General features: G+C 46.8%; 20 protein-coding genes and 1 other RNA gene. 7 read left to right on the forward strand and 14 right to left on the reverse strand.

All coding sequences use genetic code 11. The features are described 5' to 3' along the window. Positions 1 to 7: 7 nt before the first annotated feature. The 5 genes from FW758_RS13915 to rsmI form a co-directional block, all read right to left on the reverse strand. Positions 8 to 256, reverse strand: a complete 249-nt coding sequence (locus FW758_RS13915) for a hypothetical protein (protein ID WP_011848121.1) — start codon at positions 254 to 256, stop codon at positions 8 to 10. Beyond that, entirely contained in the window at positions 250 to 759 is a 510-nt protein-coding gene (locus tag FW758_RS13920) for a hypothetical protein (protein WP_446445698.1), read from the reverse strand. Before FW758_RS13920 ends, FW758_RS13915 begins: the two co-directional genes overlap by 7 nt. Before the next feature lie 9 nt (positions 760 to 768). Further along, entirely contained in the window at positions 769 to 1,092 is a 324-nt protein-coding gene (locus tag FW758_RS13925) for a DUF883 C-terminal domain-containing protein (protein ID WP_012090475.1), read from the reverse strand. Positions 1,093 to 1,453: 361 nt separating this feature from the next. Next, positions 1,454 to 1,805, reverse strand: an RNA gene (rnpB, locus tag FW758_RS13930) — RNase P RNA component class A. A 65-nt stretch (positions 1,806 to 1,870) separates the two neighbouring features. Continuing rightward, positions 1,871 to 2,713, reverse strand: a complete 843-nt coding sequence (gene rsmI / locus FW758_RS13935; RefSeq protein ID WP_446445699.1) for a 16S rRNA (cytidine(1402)-2'-O)-methyltransferase — start codon at positions 2,711 to 2,713, stop codon at positions 1,871 to 1,873. Between the two features lie 88 nt (positions 2,714 to 2,801). On the opposite strand from rsmI, the gene FW758_RS13940 reads away from it, so the two are divergent. From FW758_RS13940 to dolP, 4 genes are all read left to right on the forward strand, one after another. Further along, a complete protein-coding gene (locus FW758_RS13940) occupies positions 2,802 to 4,697 on the forward strand; it encodes a penicillin-binding protein activator (RefSeq protein WP_446445700.1) in 1,896 nt (631 codons plus the stop codon). Next, positions 4,694 to 5,020, forward strand: coding sequence for a YraN family protein (locus FW758_RS13945; RefSeq protein ID WP_347098250.1), 327 nt, complete (start codon positions 4,694 to 4,696; stop codon positions 5,018 to 5,020). Before FW758_RS13940 ends, FW758_RS13945 begins: the two co-directional genes overlap by 4 nt. A 109-nt stretch (positions 5,021 to 5,129) precedes the next feature. Then, complete coding sequence (locus FW758_RS13950) at positions 5,130 to 5,723, forward strand: phosphoheptose isomerase (RefSeq protein WP_006083530.1); 594 nt, start codon at positions 5,130 to 5,132, stop codon at positions 5,721 to 5,723. Continuing rightward, positions 5,720 to 6,286 carry a division/outer membrane stress-associated lipid-binding lipoprotein gene (gene dolP / locus FW758_RS13955; protein WP_006083531.1) on the forward strand — a complete coding sequence of 189 codons (567 nt, stop codon included), beginning with the start codon at positions 5,720 to 5,722 and terminating at the stop codon, positions 6,284 to 6,286. Before FW758_RS13950 ends, dolP begins: the two co-directional genes overlap by 4 nt. Positions 6,287 to 6,378: 92 nt before the next feature. Here dolP and FW758_RS13960 read toward each other — a convergent pair whose 3' ends face one another. Then, entirely contained in the window at positions 6,379 to 7,263 is an 885-nt protein-coding gene (locus FW758_RS13960; protein ID WP_446445701.1) for a DMT family transporter, read from the reverse strand. Between the two features lie 120 nt (positions 7,264 to 7,383). Between FW758_RS13960 and FW758_RS13965 the strand changes: the two genes are divergently transcribed. After that, positions 7,384 to 8,256 (forward strand): LysR substrate-binding domain-containing protein, encoded by an 873-nt coding sequence (locus FW758_RS13965; protein ID WP_006083533.1) that lies wholly within the window; start codon positions 7,384 to 7,386, stop codon positions 8,254 to 8,256. A 63-nt stretch (positions 8,257 to 8,319) separates the two neighbouring features. Here the strand turns inward: FW758_RS13965 and trpS are convergent, their stop codons facing one another. The 3 genes from trpS to rpe all read right to left on the reverse strand — a co-directional run bounded on the left by trpS (position 8,320) and on the right by rpe (position 10,744). Continuing rightward, on the reverse strand, positions 8,320 to 9,318 hold the full coding sequence (gene trpS, locus FW758_RS13970; protein ID WP_446445702.1) for a tryptophan--tRNA ligase: 999 nt from the start codon (positions 9,316 to 9,318) through the stop codon (positions 8,320 to 8,322). A gap of 71 nt (positions 9,319 to 9,389) precedes the next feature. Next, the gene (locus tag FW758_RS13975) at positions 9,390 to 10,067 is read right to left on the reverse strand and encodes a phosphoglycolate phosphatase (protein ID WP_446445703.1); all 678 of its coding nucleotides are present in this window, start codon (positions 10,065 to 10,067) and stop codon (positions 9,390 to 9,392) included. A 2-nt stretch (positions 10,068 to 10,069) separates the two neighbouring features. Then, positions 10,070 to 10,744, reverse strand: a complete 675-nt coding sequence (gene rpe, locus FW758_RS13980; RefSeq protein ID WP_006084504.1) for a ribulose-phosphate 3-epimerase — start codon at positions 10,742 to 10,744, stop codon at positions 10,070 to 10,072. A 276-nt stretch (positions 10,745 to 11,020) separates the two neighbouring features. On the opposite strand from rpe, the gene FW758_RS13985 reads away from it, so the two are divergent. After that, positions 11,021 to 11,386, forward strand: a complete 366-nt coding sequence (locus tag FW758_RS13985; RefSeq protein WP_071940652.1) for a hypothetical protein — start codon at positions 11,021 to 11,023, stop codon at positions 11,384 to 11,386. Between the two features lie 5 nt (positions 11,387 to 11,391). Beyond that, entirely contained in the window at positions 11,392 to 11,577 is a 186-nt protein-coding gene (locus FW758_RS13990; RefSeq protein ID WP_107946268.1) for a DUF2970 domain-containing protein, read from the forward strand. Between the two features lie 18 nt (positions 11,578 to 11,595). Here FW758_RS13990 and FW758_RS13995 read toward each other — a convergent pair whose 3' ends face one another. The 5 genes from FW758_RS13995 to FW758_RS14015 form a co-directional block, all read right to left on the reverse strand. Continuing rightward, on the reverse strand, positions 11,596 to 12,435 hold the full coding sequence (locus FW758_RS13995; protein WP_012588791.1) for a Dam family site-specific DNA-(adenine-N6)-methyltransferase: 840 nt from the start codon (positions 12,433 to 12,435) through the stop codon (positions 11,596 to 11,598). 48 nt (positions 12,436 to 12,483) lie between these two features. Next, positions 12,484 to 13,935, reverse strand: coding sequence for an AAA family ATPase (locus FW758_RS14000; protein WP_446445704.1), 1,452 nt, complete (start codon positions 13,933 to 13,935; stop codon positions 12,484 to 12,486). Positions 13,936 to 13,953: 18 nt separating this feature from the next. Continuing rightward, entirely contained in the window at positions 13,954 to 15,030 is a 1,077-nt protein-coding gene (aroB, locus tag FW758_RS14005) for a 3-dehydroquinate synthase (RefSeq protein ID WP_012090484.1), read from the reverse strand. 9 nt (positions 15,031 to 15,039) lie between these two features. Next, a complete protein-coding gene (gene aroK / locus FW758_RS14010) occupies positions 15,040 to 15,555 on the reverse strand; it encodes a shikimate kinase AroK (RefSeq protein WP_006083542.1) in 516 nt (171 codons plus the stop codon). A gap of 216 nt (positions 15,556 to 15,771) precedes the next feature. Next, complete coding sequence (locus tag FW758_RS14015; protein ID WP_446445705.1) at positions 15,772 to 17,823, reverse strand: type IV pilus secretin PilQ; 2,052 nt, start codon at positions 17,821 to 17,823, stop codon at positions 15,772 to 15,774. Positions 17,824 to 17,826: the final 3 nt, after the last annotated feature.

Here is a 17,826-nt window from a genome sequence, read left to right on the forward strand (position 1 = left end):
TGGGCAGTTAGAGTTTGGTCATCCAACGCAGACCGAAGGTACTACGCAACAGTTTTACTGTGCTGTTGTGGCGCATTTGAAACAGACAACCCAAGCTAAAACTGACAATAAGGCCGGGGGTCGAACCGATAAAAGCACGACCGCTTTGCGCTAGTTGTTGTTTCCTCACCTGCAATAACTCATGCTGCAGCTGACCTTGTTCGGTGAGCACAGTGAGCTTCAATTGCTGTTTTTTCAGTAACTGTTGCACTAGCATTGTTGATCTTCCTGTTGTTTGTTGGCTGATTTTTGAGTAGAAAACAACAGCCGTAACTGCTGCCAAGTCTTTGAAAAACCCGCTTGCGACAGCACATAGCTCAGACTACGCCAACACCAAATCAATAACACAAACTGCAATACCACTAACGCGCTCGCGGTAATCAACAGCGAGCCGCTCAGTTGAAACAGCAAATAACCCAGCAACAACAAGATACTGCCCCAGAATAGGGTAATACCCGTCCCAAAACAGACAACCAAAGCCGCAGCAATAATCAAGCTGCGACCCGTTAGCTGCCACTCTGCCGTTGCTATTTTTCCTGCCAGATTTAACTGATTGATATAGGCCTGCTTCACCGAGCTGCTCAGTGCCGCTATTTCAGCCAATTGCTCAATGGCCTGATCAACCACCTTATTCTGGGCAGCGGATGCAGGCTGCCCAGTGAGTTCAGCATGCTGGACTGGTCTTTGCTCTGGCGCCTCTGACTGTGCACGGTTTTGCATAACCCCACCTTAGCGACGGCGTAACAAAGCCGTCAACACTACACCAGCAGCAAACGCTATCCCGGCTGTAGCCAGAGGATTTTGCGCTGCCAGCTCACGGGTTTTACTGTAAGAGCTTTGCAGTTGCTGTTTGATTTCCTCTTGCTTGTGCGCCATCGTTTCCTGCGAGCTGGCGGCGGTTTTACGCAAAGTATCCTCTGCAACAGCGGCTTTCTCTGCCACAGCGTCAACGGCATGATGCGTCACTTCGCTGGCTTTCGCTGTGGTTGGCGAATTTAACGCGCCATTATCTTTACTGTTAGTTTGTTCTGTTACACTTTTTGAACTGGCCATTAGCAGACTCCTTGATGAACCGAGTGCAATGCAACAAAATGCTGCACTTTGCATATAAACTAATGCAACGGCTAAGCCAATTGATATAAGCAAACAAAAACAAATACTTAGATTTAAATACTTTATATCCATGCCCTCAGTTAACGGTAGATGTTACCTACATAGGGTAATTTTTACCTGCAGCGAAGGATGATAAAGAGAGCGACAGAACAGACAACTAAATAGGATATAGATTGGATACGGACGGGGAATTCAATACTTTGATTTTTAATAATTTAAAAAGTAACGGTCACTTAAAACTGCAACAGTTAAAAAACAAAAAGCCCGTTTGTCATTACGACAAACGGGCTTTTTATTGAATGAGGTGAGTTGGCCGATAAGCCGGGTCCTGTCTTGGACAGTCATTCATCTAGGCCTGCAATCGCTCACAGGCTCAAGCGACCTACCCGGTTCCAACGCGAGCCACGCCATACGGAACCCTATTTGGTCTTGCTCCGGGTGGAGTTTACCTTGCTACGAACTATTGCTAGCCGCACGGTGCGCTCTTACCGCACCCTTTCACCCTTACCGACCTGATAAATCAGGCAGGCGGTCTACTCTCTGTTGCACTTGTCGTCGGTTCACACCGCCCAGGCGTTACCTGGCACCCCGCTCTTTGGAGCCCGGACTTTCCTCCCCGTTCTTGCGAACGCGGCGACTGTCTGGCCAACTCGGCGCGGATTATAGCCTAAGCCACCCTGATGCACCACAGATAATCCGCTCGCGGCCGTTTTAGCGCTTATAAATCAGACTCTAGGCCGTATTTATACAAGGCATTCTTTTTAAGTCCATGAATTTGCGCGGCAATTGCAGCGGCTTTCTTCAATGGCAATTCTTCACATAAGAGTTTGAGCGTGTTGATGGCGACCGTGGGAATCGCTTCGTCATCACTCAAATGGTAGCCATGCACCATAAGAACGATTTCACCCTTCTGCTGATTAGGGTCAGTACTCACTTTAGCGAGCACTTCTGAAACTGGGCCAGATAAAAAGGTTTCGAAGGTTTTCGTCACTTCGCGCGCCATCACCACATGGCGATCACCGCCCAGCACTTCGACCATAGTCGTTAAGCTATGCTCGATGCGGTGGGGTGATTCGTAAAAAATCAGCGTGCGCGGATCTTCTTTCAGTGCCAATAACTTATCGGCGCGGGCTTTTTCTTTAGAGGGCAGAAATCCTTCAAAAGTAAAACGGTCCGATGGCAAACCCGAGGCGCTTAAGGCGGTAATCGCCGCGCAAGGGCCTGGCAATGGGATCACATTAAACCCAGATTGGCGCACATGTGAGACTAAGTGGTAGCCAGGATCGGAAATCAACGGCGTACCCGCATCGGAAATTAATGCTATCGACTGACCCGCTGAAAGCTGATCCACAATCCACTGGGCACGCGCACGCTCGTTGTGGTCATGCAAGGCCGTGGTTTTAGTGGTAATGCCAAAGTGGCTCAATAACTTACCGCTGTGGCGAGTGTCTTCACAGGCGATCAATGAAACCTGATTCAGCACCTCTATTGCCCGTGAGCTCATATCGCCCAAATTACCTATGGGAGTAGGAACTATGTAGAGTGCGACGCTTTGGTCCATATATACCTCTGTAATGACAGTGCCAAGACTTTCGTCAAGCGCGAGAGAAGGTTAAACTAGAGGCCGCATCTTACCAGAGTGAAGCCCAGTGTTAAAAAGCCTGAATACAACTAAGTTCGTTTCCGTGGCCATTTTATCGGTAATCTTGGCGGGTTGTGGTGTTTCATCGCCCAATTCCACTGGAACAACCGCCACAGTGGCTACCTCATTAGCATCCGCACCTTTGGCGGCAAATGTCTATTTGGCGCAAGCGGCCAATAGCAAAGACCCGCAGCAGCGCGATACTTATCTGCTGCTAGCAGCCCATGCCTATATTAATGCCAATGACTATGCGGCGGCGCAGAAGCTACTTAAATCGATACAGCCGAGCTTAACTCAGAGCCCTACATTACTGGCCGAACATAAATATTTAACTGCACGTGTACTTGAACATACGTCCACCTACAGTGATGCCCTTAAAACCTTAAATTATCCAAGTAGTTGGAGCCTGCCAAGCTGGCAAATGACGGCCTATCACCAATTCAAAGCGCATTTATATCAATTGAATAAACAGCCAATTGAACAAGTGCGCGAGTTGAGTTTGCTGACAACTTACTTGCCACCCGCCCAAGCCAACGAAGTGAATAACACCATTTGGCAAGTGCTGCAGCCGATGCACGAACAAACCATAAAGACGTTTACCCAAGATGCTAAGACTCCAGTGTTTGCGGGCTGGTTACAACTGGCTTATATCGCTAAGCATTATGCCGTCGATCCCACCCAGTTAGTGCGCTACTTAGGTGAATGGCAGAAACAAAATCCTTATCACCCAGCTGCAGCCAAACTGCCCGCCGATTTGGATAGAGCCTTAAACGCTAAACCATTTACGCCGAAAAATATTGCCGTGCTGTTGCCGCTGACGGGGCCAAGAGCGAACGCCGCCAATGCGATTCGCCAAGGTATATTAGCTAGCTATATGGCAAAGCAAAACGATCAAGTCGCAGTGAATTTTTACGACACGGCCAACGATGCGGCGAGTGCCTATCAACAGGCACTGACAGCAGGAGCCGAGTTTATTATTGGCCCATTACTGCCGACTGAAATCGAACAAATACAAGTGATGAATGCAGCAAATACTGCCACCACTAATGCGCTGACCAATGCGGCTAACCCAGAAAAAACAGCTAATACAGTTGCAGCTGCGCCTGTACCACAACTCTTTTTGAATCAAGTGGATAAATTCACACCCGATCCAAACAAATTCTACTTTGCATTGTCACCAGCCCAAGAAGCAGCCGATGCCGCCGAGCATTTATATCAAGATGGCGTCACTATGCCATTGCTGCTCGCCAGCAATGATGCCCTTGGCAAACGTATGGCCGAGAGCTTTATTCAAGCGTGGAAAAAGAAGAGCGATAACGTCGTCGAAGTCTATTACTACGATGGCGGCGACAAAATGAAAACCACAGTGCAAGATGCCCTTGGCGTGCGTGATAGCCAAGCCCGTATCGCACGCATCAAGGAACTGCTGGGTAACTCAGTGCAGGCTGACTTCCGCTCACGCCAAGATATTGATGCCATTTATATGATTTCAACGCCGCAGGATCTGACTCTGCTCAAGGCCTTTATCGATGTTAACTTCAGCGTGTTCACTCAACCAGTTCCCTTGTATACCTCAAGCCGCAGCCGAGTTGAGAACGAAAGCACACAAACGGCGCAGGATTTAAATAACCTCACCCTCAGTGATGCCCCTTGGCTGATGCAAAACGGCGAAGAAAACCTAATGGTTAACACACTATTTTCGGGCTGGAATAACAGTCAGAAACGTTTGTTTGTTATGGGTTATGATGCGATGGACTTGATCGGCCGTTTAGCACAAATGCGCTCATTTACGGGTTACCAATTCAATGGCCGCAGCGGCGCTTTATCGGTTAGTCCAGATGGCATAGTAAACCGCCAATTAAGCTGGGGACGTTACCAAAGAGGCAGCTTCCGCCAGCTATGACACTCGGACAGCAGGCAGAAGCGCACGCACAACGTTACCTTGAACAGCAAGGGTTAACTTTTGTCGAACGTAATGTCCGCTATCCGTTTGGGGAAATTGATTTGATCATGCGCCATAAAAGCTATTGGGTATTTGTTGAAGTGAAGTATCGCTCGGCAACCCAATATGGCGGCGCATTACAGGCTTTAAGCGCTGCGCAAATCACGCGGATTCGCAAAGCGGCCAACCATTATTTGCAACTCAATCGGCTCGATGTGCCCTGTCGTTTCGATGTCATCGCCATGGAAGCCGATCAAATTCATTGGCTCGTCGATGCCTTTTAAGCGCCAATAGTGCGAGATTAGCAACACAAATTATTTTTAACGTCTGTGCCTCAACACGCTTGTGGAAATATGGCATGATAGCAACACTTTATCCTGAAAGGATTTATCCATGTTAGAACGCATTAAAGACAGCTTTACTGAATCTATCCAGACAAAAATCGATGCAGCCGAAGCACTGCCAGAATCAATCGCCAAAGCGGCCGAGATGATGGTGCACTGTCTTTTGGGTGGCAATAAAATCCTTGCTTGCGGTAACGGCGGCAGTGCTGGCGATGCACAACATTTCTCAGCTGAATTGCTAAACCGCTACGAGATTGAACGTCCACCCTTACCGGCCATCGCCCTGTCTACTGACACTTCAACCATCACAGCTATCGCCAACGACTATAGCTATGATGAGATTTTCTCAAAACAGATTTTTGCCTTAGGTCAACCGGGCGACATTCTGCTGGCAATCTCCACCAGCGGTAACTCAGGTAACGTGATTAAAGCCATGGAAGCCGCATTAAGCCGTGACATGACTATCGTTGCACTAACAGGTAAAGATGGCGGCGCTATGGCAGGCCTGCTGAGCGTGGGCGATGTGGAAATCCGCGTGCCTTCAAACGTCACCGCACGTATTCAAGAAGTGCACTTACTGGTGATCCACTGCCTGTGTGACAACATTGACCGCACACTCTTCCCGCAGGACGAGCAGCAATGAGACACGCTGCCCCGCTGTTAATGGTTTGCTTGCTGCTACAAGGCTGCGCCGGTGCCGTTATGGTGGGCGCAGTGAGTGGCGCTATGATGGCCAACGATGAGCGCACTGTTAAGACACAGATTGATGATACTAATACCGATTTTAGGATCACTAGCGCGCTACTAGAGCAAGAAGATCTTAAAAAACAAACTAATATCACTGGTGTGTCCGTCAATGGCAATGTGCTTATGATAGGCCAAGCCCCTAACTCTACGTTAAGGGATAAAGCCATCAAGGTCGTACAAGATCTTAAGCTAGGCGGCAAGATCCACAATCAGATCCGCATTGGCAACCCAACTTCTTTCACCACACGCAGCAACGACACTTGGATCACCACTAAAGTGAAGGGCCGCATGCTAAACGAGAAAGATTTGGATATGACTCGCATTAAAGTCATCACTGAAAATGGTGAAGTCTTCTTGCTTGGCGTTATCCATCGCTCGCAAGCAGACTTAGCCGTTGATATCGCCCGCAATACAGCAGGCGTGCGTAAAGTGGTAAGAGTATTTGAATATACAGAGTGATTTTACAATTTGAGCAGGTTGTAATTTGAGCGTAGTGGAAGTTAAGCCTAAGTCGCGAGTCAACTCGTACACTTAGGCTTAAACGCTCAGCGTTATTTCCCCGCTAGCGTATCCGCTATCTTAGGTGTCGATTTTGATAACAACGACCCTAGCCAAGGTAAAAACAACGAAGGCAACACAATCAAAGCGGCGCCAAGCCAGCTTAAATTATCCAACCATTCATCGAATAATAACCAGCCTAAAAAGACAATAAATAACAAGCCACTATATTCCGCAATCGCGATATCGCTCGCCTGTGCTTTACGGTAGGCCAGCACGCAAAACCAATGATACACAAGTAAAAATGCATTGCTCAGCAATGCCACGCCCACCAGCTCCCAACTCAAACCTTCGATGCCCTGAAACGCCGCAATTACTAACGTCGCAGGAATACCCAGCAAGTTATACAACATCAGCGTTAATACGGGATGTTCAGCATGGGGCACTTTTTTCAGCGCTAACTGATTCACCGCAAAGGTAAAAGCCGAAAATAGCACAGCAATGCCATACCAGTTCATTTCACTCGGTCGCAGGATAATCAAAATACCGACAAAACCTAAGCCTGTGCAGATGGTCTGGGCGGCTGTGATCCGCTCTCTCAGGAAAAAATACCCCATCAAGATGATCATCAAAGGCGCCGAATAAAACAACGAGCTAACCGTCGCGAGTGGCAATGCCATCAAGCCAATAATTAAAAAAAGCGCGCCAACTGAGCCTATGTTGGCACGCCAAAGGTGAACTGAAATATGTGTTGTCATTGGCCGCTGTGAATACAGCCACACTGGCAACAGCATAAAGACTGAGGAGATTTGCCTGACAAGGAGGAAAGTCGAGGCATTTGCATCGTCCGGCAACCACTTGATCGACACATCATAGAAGGCACTGAATAGATTACCTACTATCAATAAAATCAAACCGATAACAACTGAACGTTGCATTTTTTAACATCCATAAATCTCAATGGCGGCATGATAATCCTCGCAAAACTTAAGCTGAAATGATGCTTTCTCATGCTAGATGAATTAGATTCATACTAAAGCCTTTAGATATTGAAAATAATGAGAAAGCTCCCACCATTACGCGCTCTGCAAGTGTTCGAAGCCGCCGCCAGACAACAGCATTTTTCTAAGGCGGCCGATGAACTGTGCATCACCCAAAGTGCGGTTTCTCACCAAGTGCGAGTATTAGAAGAGTATTTTGGCGAGCAACTGTTCGACCGTCAGGGGCGTAAACTGCAGTTAACCCCAAAAGGACACGGACTATTTCTAGAGTTAGAGCGGATATTCAACGAGTTAAGTGATCTTAATTTGAAGGTTCGCGACACGCCCAATCAGCAGCTGTGCTTAGCTGTTTACAGTTCCTTCTCGGTGAAATGGTTGATCCCCAGACTCACCGATTTTCGCCGCCAATATCCGAGCGTGAAAATCCGCCTCGAGATGATCACCCAAGATCCTGATCTCAGCACTAGCACGGCGGATATCTTCATCGCCGGTAAACTGAATCAACGCGGATACTGGCAACAGTTACTGCATAAAGAGCGGTTAATCCCAGTATGCAGCCCAAATTTCTACCTTAAATGGCGCGACATTAGCCTGAGCAATTTCCAGCAACAAGCCCTGCTGGTTGTCGATGAAGGCCCACTCGGACTCGACTGGCACAAGTGGTCATCGGCACACCAGATCCCACTCGATAACGAACAACAGCATGTGTTTAGTCATATTGTGATGGCAATTGAGGCGGCGATTGCAGGCCAAGGCTTAGCCCTAGCGCCGGACTTTATGGTGGCTGGCGATATCACCACGGGGCGTTTAGTCGCTTTGAATCTTCCCGATGTGCATACCGGATTTGAATTTACTTTCTTTTGTAAACAGCGCCGCTTATCTGAGCCTGCGATTGCTGCCTTCTCCTCTTGGCTAAAATCACAGGCCTAAGGTGAACATACAGACACAAAAAAGCCGACGCTGACGTCGGCTTAATTTATCGATACCGATTGATTACACTAACAAACCAATCTTCTCGTACACTTTCTTCAATGTCACTTCGGCGCGCGCCTGCGCACTTTCAGCGCCAGCTTTCATTACTTGGTCTAAGTAAGCACGGTCGGCACGAATCGTGCGGTAACGCTCTTGCAGCGGCGCTAACATACTCACAACCGCTTCGCCTGCTGCCCCTTTCAAATGGCCATACATCTTGCCTTCAAACTCGGCTTCTAGGCTTGCGATGCTTTGTCCCGTCACACCCGACATTAAACTCAGCAGGTTAGAAACGCCTGGCTTATTGTCCATATCGAAACGCACGACTGGCGGCTCATCACTGTCTGTCATGGCTTTTTTCAGCTTCTTCAGCACGGCTTTTGGATCTTCAAGCAGGCCGATGACGTTATTACGGTTTTCGTCTGACTTAGACATCTTCTTCAACGGCTCCTGCAACGACATCACTTTTGCGCCATGTTCAGGAATAAACGGCTCAGGAATGGTGAAAGTATTGCCGTAGGCATTGTTGAAGCGAGTCGCGATATCACGCGTTAACTCAAGGTGTTGCTTCTGATCTTGACCAACTGGGATTTCGTTCGCTTGATAAATCAGAATATCCGCCGCCATCAGCACTGGGTAACCAAACAGACCCACGTTGATGTTGTTAGCATGCTTTTGTGACTTATCTTTAAACTGCGTCATGCGGCTCAACTCGCCCATTTGGGTGTAGCAGTTTAATGCCCAACCCAATTGCGTGTGTTGTGGCACCTGTGACTGGATAAACACTGTGCTCTTTTTAGGATCGACGCCACAGGCCAAATACAGGGCTAAGGTGTCTAAACAGGCTTCGCGCAACGCTTTAGGATCTTGACGCACGGTAATGGCATGCAAGTCGACCACACAATAGAGGCAGTCGTGGCTATCTTGCATCGCAACCCATTGACGCAATGCACCCATGTAGTTACCTATGGTTAATTCGCCGGACGGCTGTGCACCGCTGAGTACTATGGGTTTGGTCATTACGTCATTGCTCCACTATCTATATATAAAAAGACTATAAAAAAATCGACTAAAAAACGGGTAAACACGCATTACTTAGTAGGTTTTACCCAGTTCAAAATCTCACTAAATTGCTCACATACGGCATCTGGGCCACTGAGCCCAATATCTTCACCGTAGTTGTAGCCGTAGGTCAAGCCGATTGACGCTATCCCAGCCGCTTTCGCCGCTAAAATGTCGTTTTTAGAGTCGCCGACCATCAATAACGCCTCTTTATCCAATTGCCACTCATGTAATAAGTGCTGTAGCGGCAAAGGATCGGGCTTCATCTTAGCTAAGGTATCGCCACCTAACACTAAGCTGAAAAGGTCATTAATCCCAAAGGCATTGAGTAATGGCAAGGTAAAACGATAGGGTTTATTGGTCACAACGGCGAGCTTAAAACCTGCATCGAACAAGGTTTGCAGCACTTGATGCACGTCGCTATACAGCGCACTGTGCTTCTCAAGATTCTCTTGATAGTGATGCATAAAAATCGGCATGGCCGCATCAAGCGCGGTTTGCTCAACATCCGATCCCAAGGCATGGGTCATGGCGCGGCGCATCAACATCTCGGCGCCGTTACCGACCCAAGTACGCACTTGGGCCTCAGAGCAGCTCTTCAAACCTAACTCGGCTAAGGCTTCCTGCGTGGCAACGGTTAGGTCAGGCACGCTGTCGATCAGCGTGCCATCAAGATCAAACGCTATCGCTTTAATCTTATCCCACATACCTATGCCCCAACTTTAGCAAGTTCGGCACGCATCTCATCAACAACGGTTTTGTAATCTGGCTTGCCGAAAATGGCAGAACCCGCAACAAACATGTCGGCACCGGCGGCCGCGATTTCGGCAATATTGTCGACCTTAACGCCGCCATCCACTTCTAAGCGAATATCAAAACCGCTGGCATCGATACGCGCACGCACTTGACGCAGCTTATCTAAGGTCGATGGAATAAAAGATTGCCCGCCAAAACCAGGGTTGACCGACATCAATAGAATCACATCCAGCTTATCCATCACATGGTCGAGATAATGCAGTGGTGTGGCAGGGTTAAACACGAGACCCGCTTTACAACCACACTCTTTGATCAACTGAAGTGTGCGATCGACGTGCTCTGAGGCTTCTGGATGGAAAGTAATAATAGATGCGCCCGCCTTAGCAAAATCAGGCACGATACGGTCAACTGGCTTAACCATCAAATGCACATCAATATCGGCGGTAATACCGTAGTTACGCAGCGCTTGGCACACCATGGGGCCAATTGTTAAGTTAGGAACATAGTGATTATCCATCACATCAAAATGCACTACGTCGGTCCCCGCATCTAACACGGCTTTTACATCATCACCCAAACGGGCAAAATCGGCAGATAAAATCGATGGAGCAATCAAGAATGGACGCATAAAACACTCGCTGCTATTTGGATAAAAAGTGCCTTATTTTACCCTGAGCTAAGCTAAGCCTCTATAGCTAAAGCCACATTTCTGGCAATTGATACGCGATGTAGCAGTCAGCAAAGCAACACATTCTGCAACTATCGTAGTCAATTGGGGTCTAGATAAGATGAAATTTGCTAACATTTGCGCGCATTTTGGCGGCAATTGATAAATTTTTGTTCATAAACTAGGCGAGTTTGTTATACTCGAGGCGCAATGCTGGTTCATTTCAAAGGAAGCGTTATGAAGGGGCGATTTAGTTTGTTTTCACACTATGTTAGGTCGGTGACATTTAAGTCATCTATGATGTTGGCATTCACTGCAGTTGTCGTGGCCACGTTAGCCTTTGGTGTTGAAAAACTCACGGAAAATACCGAAACAGCTTCTTGCGCTTGTAGCAGTGACACTCGTTACAATAGTGCTTTACCTAGTAGTCATCCCAATAATCGCTGCGCCGATCAAGCACAAACCCTAAGCTGGAAAACGTGGCTCACAGGTAAAAACCGTTCGAGTCAGTTCCACTTTGTCGATCTGCTTGAGCTATTACACGGTCATCAAGATAAACCTATGGATGATCTCAAACCCACTACGTCGCATCTCGCCTATTAATGCTAATGCTTAGCCGTATCTGGCAAGTATTCCAAAGCACAGTCGCCGCCTTTTTCGGGGTACAAACTGACGACAATCGAAAAAAAGATTTCCAAACTAGCTCACCATTACCTTATATCGCAATGGGAATCGTGTTGGCAGTCATCTTAGTGGCAAGCCTGATGTTTCTCGTAGGACAAGTGCTCAGCTAAACCTAAGCTATGTCGAACCTAGTCATCCTTTGGATCGTAATTTTCATCATATAACGCCATCAACTCATCCACTTTGTTACGACCACTACCATTTTGGCTAATGTTACGTTGCACTTGGATTTTCGCTAAGTGAGCGCCGCGGTATAACTCGCGAGTCAATGGAATATCGTGATTACTGATCAACACAGGAATACCACGTTCTAGTGCTGTATGGCGCGAATGACGGGCCAGCAGCGCTTGGTCATCTAGACTAAAGCCCGCACCGACATACGTAGTGAAACTGGATGTGGTAGATAATGGCGCATAAGGAGGATCGCAGTAAACCACATCGCCGCTACGTGTCTGCTCAAAGGCTTTTTCGTAGCCTATGCATTTAAACTCGGCACGTTGCGCTTTTTCAGAAAAGGCCCAGATTTCCTTTTCGGGGAAATACGGCTTTTTATAGGAACCAAAGGGCACATTGAAGCCGCCTTTACGGTTATAACGGCATAAGCCATTAAAACCATGACGGTTTAGATAGAGGAAATACACGGAACGTTGGAAAGGGTCGCGACATTTATTAAAGTCGGTCCGCACCTGATAGTAAGCGTCTTTTTGATTCATCTCATCAACAAACATTGCCTTAGCCGCGGCAATGTAAGCTTCTGGTTGATGCTTCACAATCTGGTATAACTCAATCAAGTCCTGATTAATGTCACAGAGCAGGTAGCTAGGATAATCCGTATTTAAGAAAACGGATCCTGCACCCACGAATGGCTCGACCAAACGGTCTCCTGTGGGTAAATAACTGGCCAAATCATCCACCAATTTAAATTTACCGCCAGCCCACTTAAGGAAGGCTCTGTGTTTTTTTATCATTTAACTTGATGAATGCCGACAAAAATAAAGGCCATGATTGTACTCTGTTTATTCTGAAATTTCACGATTTGGCAGACTTTCTTCTAGTTGATAATCTTTTAAATCCGCCCACTTTCTTACCCAAGGCTGCTCGAAACGATACTCTTTAACCAATTGTGCCGCCGCATTCGAAGCTGACTTGCTACTACCGTAGTTGCCAACGAGGACAACCCAACGCTGCTTATGTTGTGCAACGCGAACGCCCTCAAGATGCTCAATACTCTTTAATGTTGCACGCAGGGTGTCCAACTGAGCAACACTGGCAATCTGTATTGTGTAACCTTTGAGCGGCTTTTGCGTATCCAAGCCCGCTTTAGCTACCGGCTTATCGGCCTTTGCAGCATCAATGGTTGCGGGTTGAGTCTGAGCCGCTTTAGCTTGTGGTTCTGTATCCTCAAGCGGCTTATCCTCACCAAAAGACTTACTACTCACTTCACCCACACTCACGAAGCCAGCACCGTCAGGCATGGGATGTGGCGCTTCACCGTGGAATTCACTTAAGGGATCGACGGCTTGTTCAGTTTTGGCTTCTTCTGCCGTCTCGATTTCAATAACTTTCGCAGTCTCCGCGGCGAGCTTCAGTTGCTCAGCGCGCAGCGTAAAATACGGCGTTAAGACTTTTTGCCCGTAGGACAAAAAGGCGGGTGAATCTATCGCAGGATAAGTCGCAGCCTCTAAGGCTTGCTCCTCAGAAAAAGGCTGAGTAACACCAAACCAAATGCCTAAGGCGAGTAGCATACTCACAGCAGTCACCATCACAGCTTTATATTTCATCCAAGAAGATGTCTTCTCCGGCGCGCTATGCAAGGCTTTATCTAATAAATTAACCACTTCCTGCGGCGTACCGGTTTGTTTCTCAAGCTGACTGCGCACAATTTCCCTTGGCGTAAAAGGATTTTGTTCGCTGTATCTCAGTAGCGTTTGATACAAGGCCTCACGCTCAGGCATAGTTAACGGCTCAATACTGATAGGCAATATCTGCCGCCGTAACTGCTCCGGTAATTGTGGAAGTAGATCTGCTAAAAATGCCGGTGGAACCGTGAGTGTGACGGCAATATTCTTACCCGCACACTGAATTTGATTGAGAATAATGCACTCAGCCCACAAAGCCTTAGGCAATAAATGCGCATCATCGATAATGATATGTAAGGGTTTAGTTTGCGTGCTAGCAAGCCGCAACAGGGTATCGGCGAGGGGAATATCGTCGTCAAAAATCGGGGATGAAATTAACTGGACCAAAATTTTACGGCGGATTTCAGCGTTATCGGCATGCATAGGGCAAATCACAAATGCTGCATTTGACTCGTCAAAATCGGTCGCTAATCCGGTCACTAAGGTGGTTTTGCCTGAACCGCTAACACCAGAAAGCACCAGTAGCTGATCGCTATAACTGGCAACATGATGCATTCTTTGTATGAGGGCTTCCTGAGAAGGAAGCAAGACAGAACCTTGAAACGTCACTCGCCCACCACACAGTGTTTATGCGCAGCGAATAACCTGTTCAAGGGTAGATTCTGTGACTTGACTAAACACATCCGCGCGGCCTATTGCCGTTGGGAGCACCAGTCGAATCTGACCGCCTAAAACTTTTTTATCGCGTCGCATATGTTGAATGAAACTGTCGAAATCCATAGATTCCGGCGCACTCACTGGAAGATCAAAAGCTTGTAGTAACTGTATGATACGACAAACTATTGACTCATCGATAAGCCCCAGTGCCTTAGCTGTTTGAGCAGCAAGGACTGTGCCAGCTGACACGGCTTCACCATGCAACCAATTACCGTAGCCCATTTCGGCTTCAATCGCATGACCAAAGGTATGACCTAGATTCAATAAAGCACGTACACCCTGCTCAGTTTCGTCTTGGCTAACCACATCGGCCTTAATCTCACAGCAACGGGAGATAGCATAAACCAATGCTTGGGCATCTAAGGTTTTTAGTGTCGTTACATTATCTTCAAGCCATTGAAAAAAATCAGCATCCCACATGATGCCATACTTGATGACTTCCGCCATTCCCGCCGCAAACTCGCGCGCTGGAAGCGTATGTAAACATAAAGTATCGATAAGCACGATTTGTGGCTGATAAAAGGCCCCAATCATGTTTTTACCAAGAGGATGGTTAACAGCCGTTTTACCGCCGACGGAAGAATCCACCTGCGACAATAGGGTTGTCGGAATTTGAATAAAATCGATCCCACGTTGATAACATGCCGCGGCAAAGCCCGTCATATCACCAATTACGCCGCCACCCAAAGCCACCAGCACAGAATCTCGACCATAGTTTTGCTGCAGCAATGCAGTAAAAATAGTATCTAGATGCGCTAAGTCTTTGAATTGTTCGCCATCGGGGAGGATAACACTCTCTACCTCACCAAACGAAGCCATCGTCTCTTGTATCTGTTTAAGATACAAAGGCGCGACAGTTTCATTGGTGACGATAAGAATACGTTTTTTAAGCAGGTAGCGAGACAAGGTCTCGCCATCACTCATCAAATTCTGGCCAATGTAAATGGGATAACTACGTACACCTAAATTAACCTGAATTTGCTTCATAAATTCTGCCTAAAAACCTAATTGCTCAATGATCTGATTGGCGACAATCTTTGCGCTTTGATCATCGGTTTTGACAATCACATCGGCAATTTCTTCGTACAATGGATTACGGATCTCTGCAAGATTCTCCAACACTTCTCGAGGATCATCCACTTGCAATAATGGGCGTCGCTTGTCTCTTTGAGTACGAGCGACCTGTTTGTCGATAGTGGTTTCCAGATAAACCACAATGCCACGAGCAGACAGATGATTACGGATATCTTTGCTTTGTACTGAACCACCACCGGTGGCAAGGACGATACCTTGTTTTTCAGACAAATCAGCAATAACCTGAGCTTCACGACGACGGAAGCCTTCTTCACCTTCGACGTCAAACACCCAAGCAATATCAGCGCCTGTGCGTTGCTCAATCTCTTGATCTGAATCGTGGAATTCTAAATGCAGCATTTGCGCCAGATGGCGACCAATTGTGCTTTTACCTGCGCCCATAGGGCCTACCAGAAAAATATTACGTTTTTCAGCCATTTCTTGTACGTCTGAATCTTATTGAAAAGTATGCCTATATCGACTCAAAATCAAGCCGACCTATATGTTACCTTGCTCTTATGAGACTTGACCGAGGATTATCTCAGCTTAGGGTCTACTATGGCAAGCCATGTGCGCTATTTATGCAAAGAATTGTATAACAGTAATAATAAAGCCAGCAATAACTGCTGGCTTTAGTCGATACATAGCAAGTGCTTAGATCTTCTCACCGACTATTTTGGGGGTGACGAAAATAAGTAGCTCTTGACGCTCATTTTTGTCTGTTGTGTTCCTAAACAGGAAACCTACCAGAGGAATGTCACCTAGAATTGGTACTTTACTCACACGGCTGATCAGATTTTGCTGATAAATACCACCAAGTACTATGGTTTCGCCGTTATTAACGAGCACTTGGGTACCAATACGTTGAGTATCGATGGCCACAGCAGGACCCGTTGGAGTATCAACGGTTTTACCCTGAGAATCTTGAGTGATTTCTAAATCTAAAATGACTCGGTTATCAGGCGTAATTTGGGGTGTAACCCGTAGAGACAACACCGCCTTCTTAAACGTGACTGACGTTGCACCACTCGAAGTAGACTGCACATAAGGGATCTCGACACCTTGCTCAATATAAGCCGCCTTTTGGTTAGAGGTGGTGATACGAGGGCTAGCGATGATTTCACCTTTGTTTTCTTGCTCTAGCGCACTTAATTCCAAATCAAGAATGGTACCGTCCGCCAATTTAGCGACATGGAAGGCAATACTCGCTGGATTGGTGGCTGCCGCGGGTAAGTTAACGTTCAAACGCTGATCGGGAGTGGGAATAATCCCATTGGCAATACTCTGTGCACCTTCTAATGTGCCAGAGGTTCCCTTACTACCTTGTTGATCCGTGACGCCCCAACGAATACCTAAGTCTTCGGAGACATCATCTTTCACTGTCACCATACGTGACTCGATCAACACTTGGCGGATGGGGATATCGAGCACTTCGACTAAACGGTGAATGTTCTCAATCGTTTCAGCCGTATCTTTCACTAACACTGTGTTAGTACGTTCATCGACCGCGACTGAACCGCGTGGTGAAAGTAAGCTTGAATCCGCGCTTTTCAATAACTCAGCAATATCGACCGCTTTAGCGTAGTTAATTTGCAAGTACTCAGAATAGAGCGGTGCTAACTCTTTAACCTCTTGTTTGTTTTTGAGGTTTTGGCTTTCACGAATGGCCAGTTCTTCACTCGGCGCCACCATTAAAATATTGCCTTCGATACGCTTATCTAATCCTTTGGTTTGCAGAATTAACTCTAAAGCTTGATCCCAAGGCACATCGTCCAATCTTAAGGTGATATTTCCTTCCACAGTATCGCTGGTGACTAAGTTAAAGTTGTTATAGTCGGCGATGATCTGCAACACAGTGCGCACTGGGATATTTTGGAAGTTAAGCGACAAAGTCCGGCCATTGTATTTTTTAACATCTTTCTTGGCGGCAGCTCTCTCGACTTTATTCATTGAAAGTCTAAAGAGGTTATCTTCTTGCTTGTAAGTGAATTCATACTCACCAGCGATATCAACTAATATGCGCGTTGTTAAGTCTTCTTTAAAGGTCTCGAAGCTTTTTACTGGCGTGGAGAAATCTTTCACATCCATAACATACAGAAGATCATTATTAATATCTGTATTATATAACTTCACTTCGAGCTTAGCGCCCACTTGCTCGACATTAGCCGCAACCGAACGATTATTTAGATAGATTAATAATTCACCGCCGCCATTATCATTACGACGAAAATCGATATTTTTAATGCTATTAACGAAAGGGTTTTCAGCTTGGGCTTGAGTGCCCGCCACTTCATCGTTGATAGTGAGTCGATATGAATTCCCCATTACTGAACCTTGGTAAGGTTTCACTTTGGACATACCTAAGATGACTTTAAGTCGAGTATCTTGCTGCTCAGTAGTGATGTCTGTCACCCCAACCTGATTAATGGATAAACGATCCTTAGATAAACCTGAGATACTATTATCGAAGGTCAGCACTAGCTCTGCGGGCGAGGCATTTGAGTCTATTGCAGGCGGAGTGATCGCATCTTCAAAGACCAGCTCTAGCTCCAATTGATGGTCAACCAAGGCGTGGTATTTAACATCCATTAATCGATTTGCCGCAAAACTCGATGGCAAAATTCCAAATACCAGTGCGATCCCTATGACAGACTTGATTAAGCCTGAAGATAATAACGGGACTTTTATCGCGGCAGAAGATTTCATTAT

Source organism: Shewanella sp. 1180_01 (assembly GCF_052850535.1).

What these genes read in the sequence shown, in the direction of transcription:
- FW758_RS13915 (WP_011848121.1), bottom strand. Translation starts at nt 256, where the DNA reads ATGCTAGTGCAACAGTTACTGAAAAAACAGCAATTGAAGCTCACTGTG.
- FW758_RS13920 (WP_446445698.1), bottom strand. Translation starts at nt 759, where the DNA reads ATGCAAAACCGTGCACAGTCAGAGGCGCCAGAGCAAAGACCAGTCCAG.
- FW758_RS13925 (WP_012090475.1), bottom strand. Translation starts at nt 1,092, where the DNA reads ATGGCCAGTTCAAAAAGTGTAACAGAACAAACTAACAGTAAAGATAAT.
- rsmI (WP_446445699.1), bottom strand. Translation starts at nt 2,713, where the DNA reads ATGGACCAAAGCGTCGCACTCTACATAGTTCCTACTCCCATAGGTAAT.
- FW758_RS13945 (WP_347098250.1), top strand. Translation starts at nt 4,694, where the DNA reads ATGACACTCGGACAGCAGGCAGAAGCGCACGCACAACGTTACCTTGAA.
- FW758_RS13950 (WP_006083530.1), top strand. Translation starts at nt 5,130, where the DNA reads ATGTTAGAACGCATTAAAGACAGCTTTACTGAATCTATCCAGACAAAA.
- dolP (WP_006083531.1), top strand. Translation starts at nt 5,720, where the DNA reads ATGAGACACGCTGCCCCGCTGTTAATGGTTTGCTTGCTGCTACAAGGC.
- FW758_RS13960 (WP_446445701.1), bottom strand. Translation starts at nt 7,263, where the DNA reads ATGCAACGTTCAGTTGTTATCGGTTTGATTTTATTGATAGTAGGTAAT.
- FW758_RS13965 (WP_006083533.1), top strand. Translation starts at nt 7,384, where the DNA reads ATGAGAAAGCTCCCACCATTACGCGCTCTGCAAGTGTTCGAAGCCGCC.
- trpS (WP_446445702.1), bottom strand. Translation starts at nt 9,318, where the DNA reads ATGACCAAACCCATAGTACTCAGCGGTGCACAGCCGTCCGGCGAATTA.
- FW758_RS13975 (WP_446445703.1), bottom strand. Translation starts at nt 10,067, where the DNA reads ATGTGGGATAAGATTAAAGCGATAGCGTTTGATCTTGATGGCACGCTG.
- rpe (WP_006084504.1), bottom strand. Translation starts at nt 10,744, where the DNA reads ATGCGTCCATTCTTGATTGCTCCATCGATTTTATCTGCCGATTTTGCC.
- FW758_RS13985 (WP_071940652.1), top strand. Translation starts at nt 11,021, where the DNA reads ATGAAGGGGCGATTTAGTTTGTTTTCACACTATGTTAGGTCGGTGACA.
- FW758_RS13990 (WP_107946268.1), top strand. Translation starts at nt 11,392, where the DNA reads ATGCTTAGCCGTATCTGGCAAGTATTCCAAAGCACAGTCGCCGCCTTT.
- FW758_RS13995 (WP_012588791.1), bottom strand. Translation starts at nt 12,435, where the DNA reads ATGATAAAAAAACACAGAGCCTTCCTTAAGTGGGCTGGCGGTAAATTT.
- aroB (WP_012090484.1), bottom strand. Translation starts at nt 15,030, where the DNA reads ATGAAGCAAATTCAGGTTAATTTAGGTGTACGTAGTTATCCCATTTAC.
- aroK (WP_006083542.1), bottom strand. Translation starts at nt 15,555, where the DNA reads ATGGCTGAAAAACGTAATATTTTTCTGGTAGGCCCTATGGGCGCAGGT.
- FW758_RS14015 (WP_446445705.1), bottom strand. Translation starts at nt 17,823, where the DNA reads ATGAAATCTTCTGCCGCGATAAAAGTCCCGTTATTATCTTCAGGCTTA.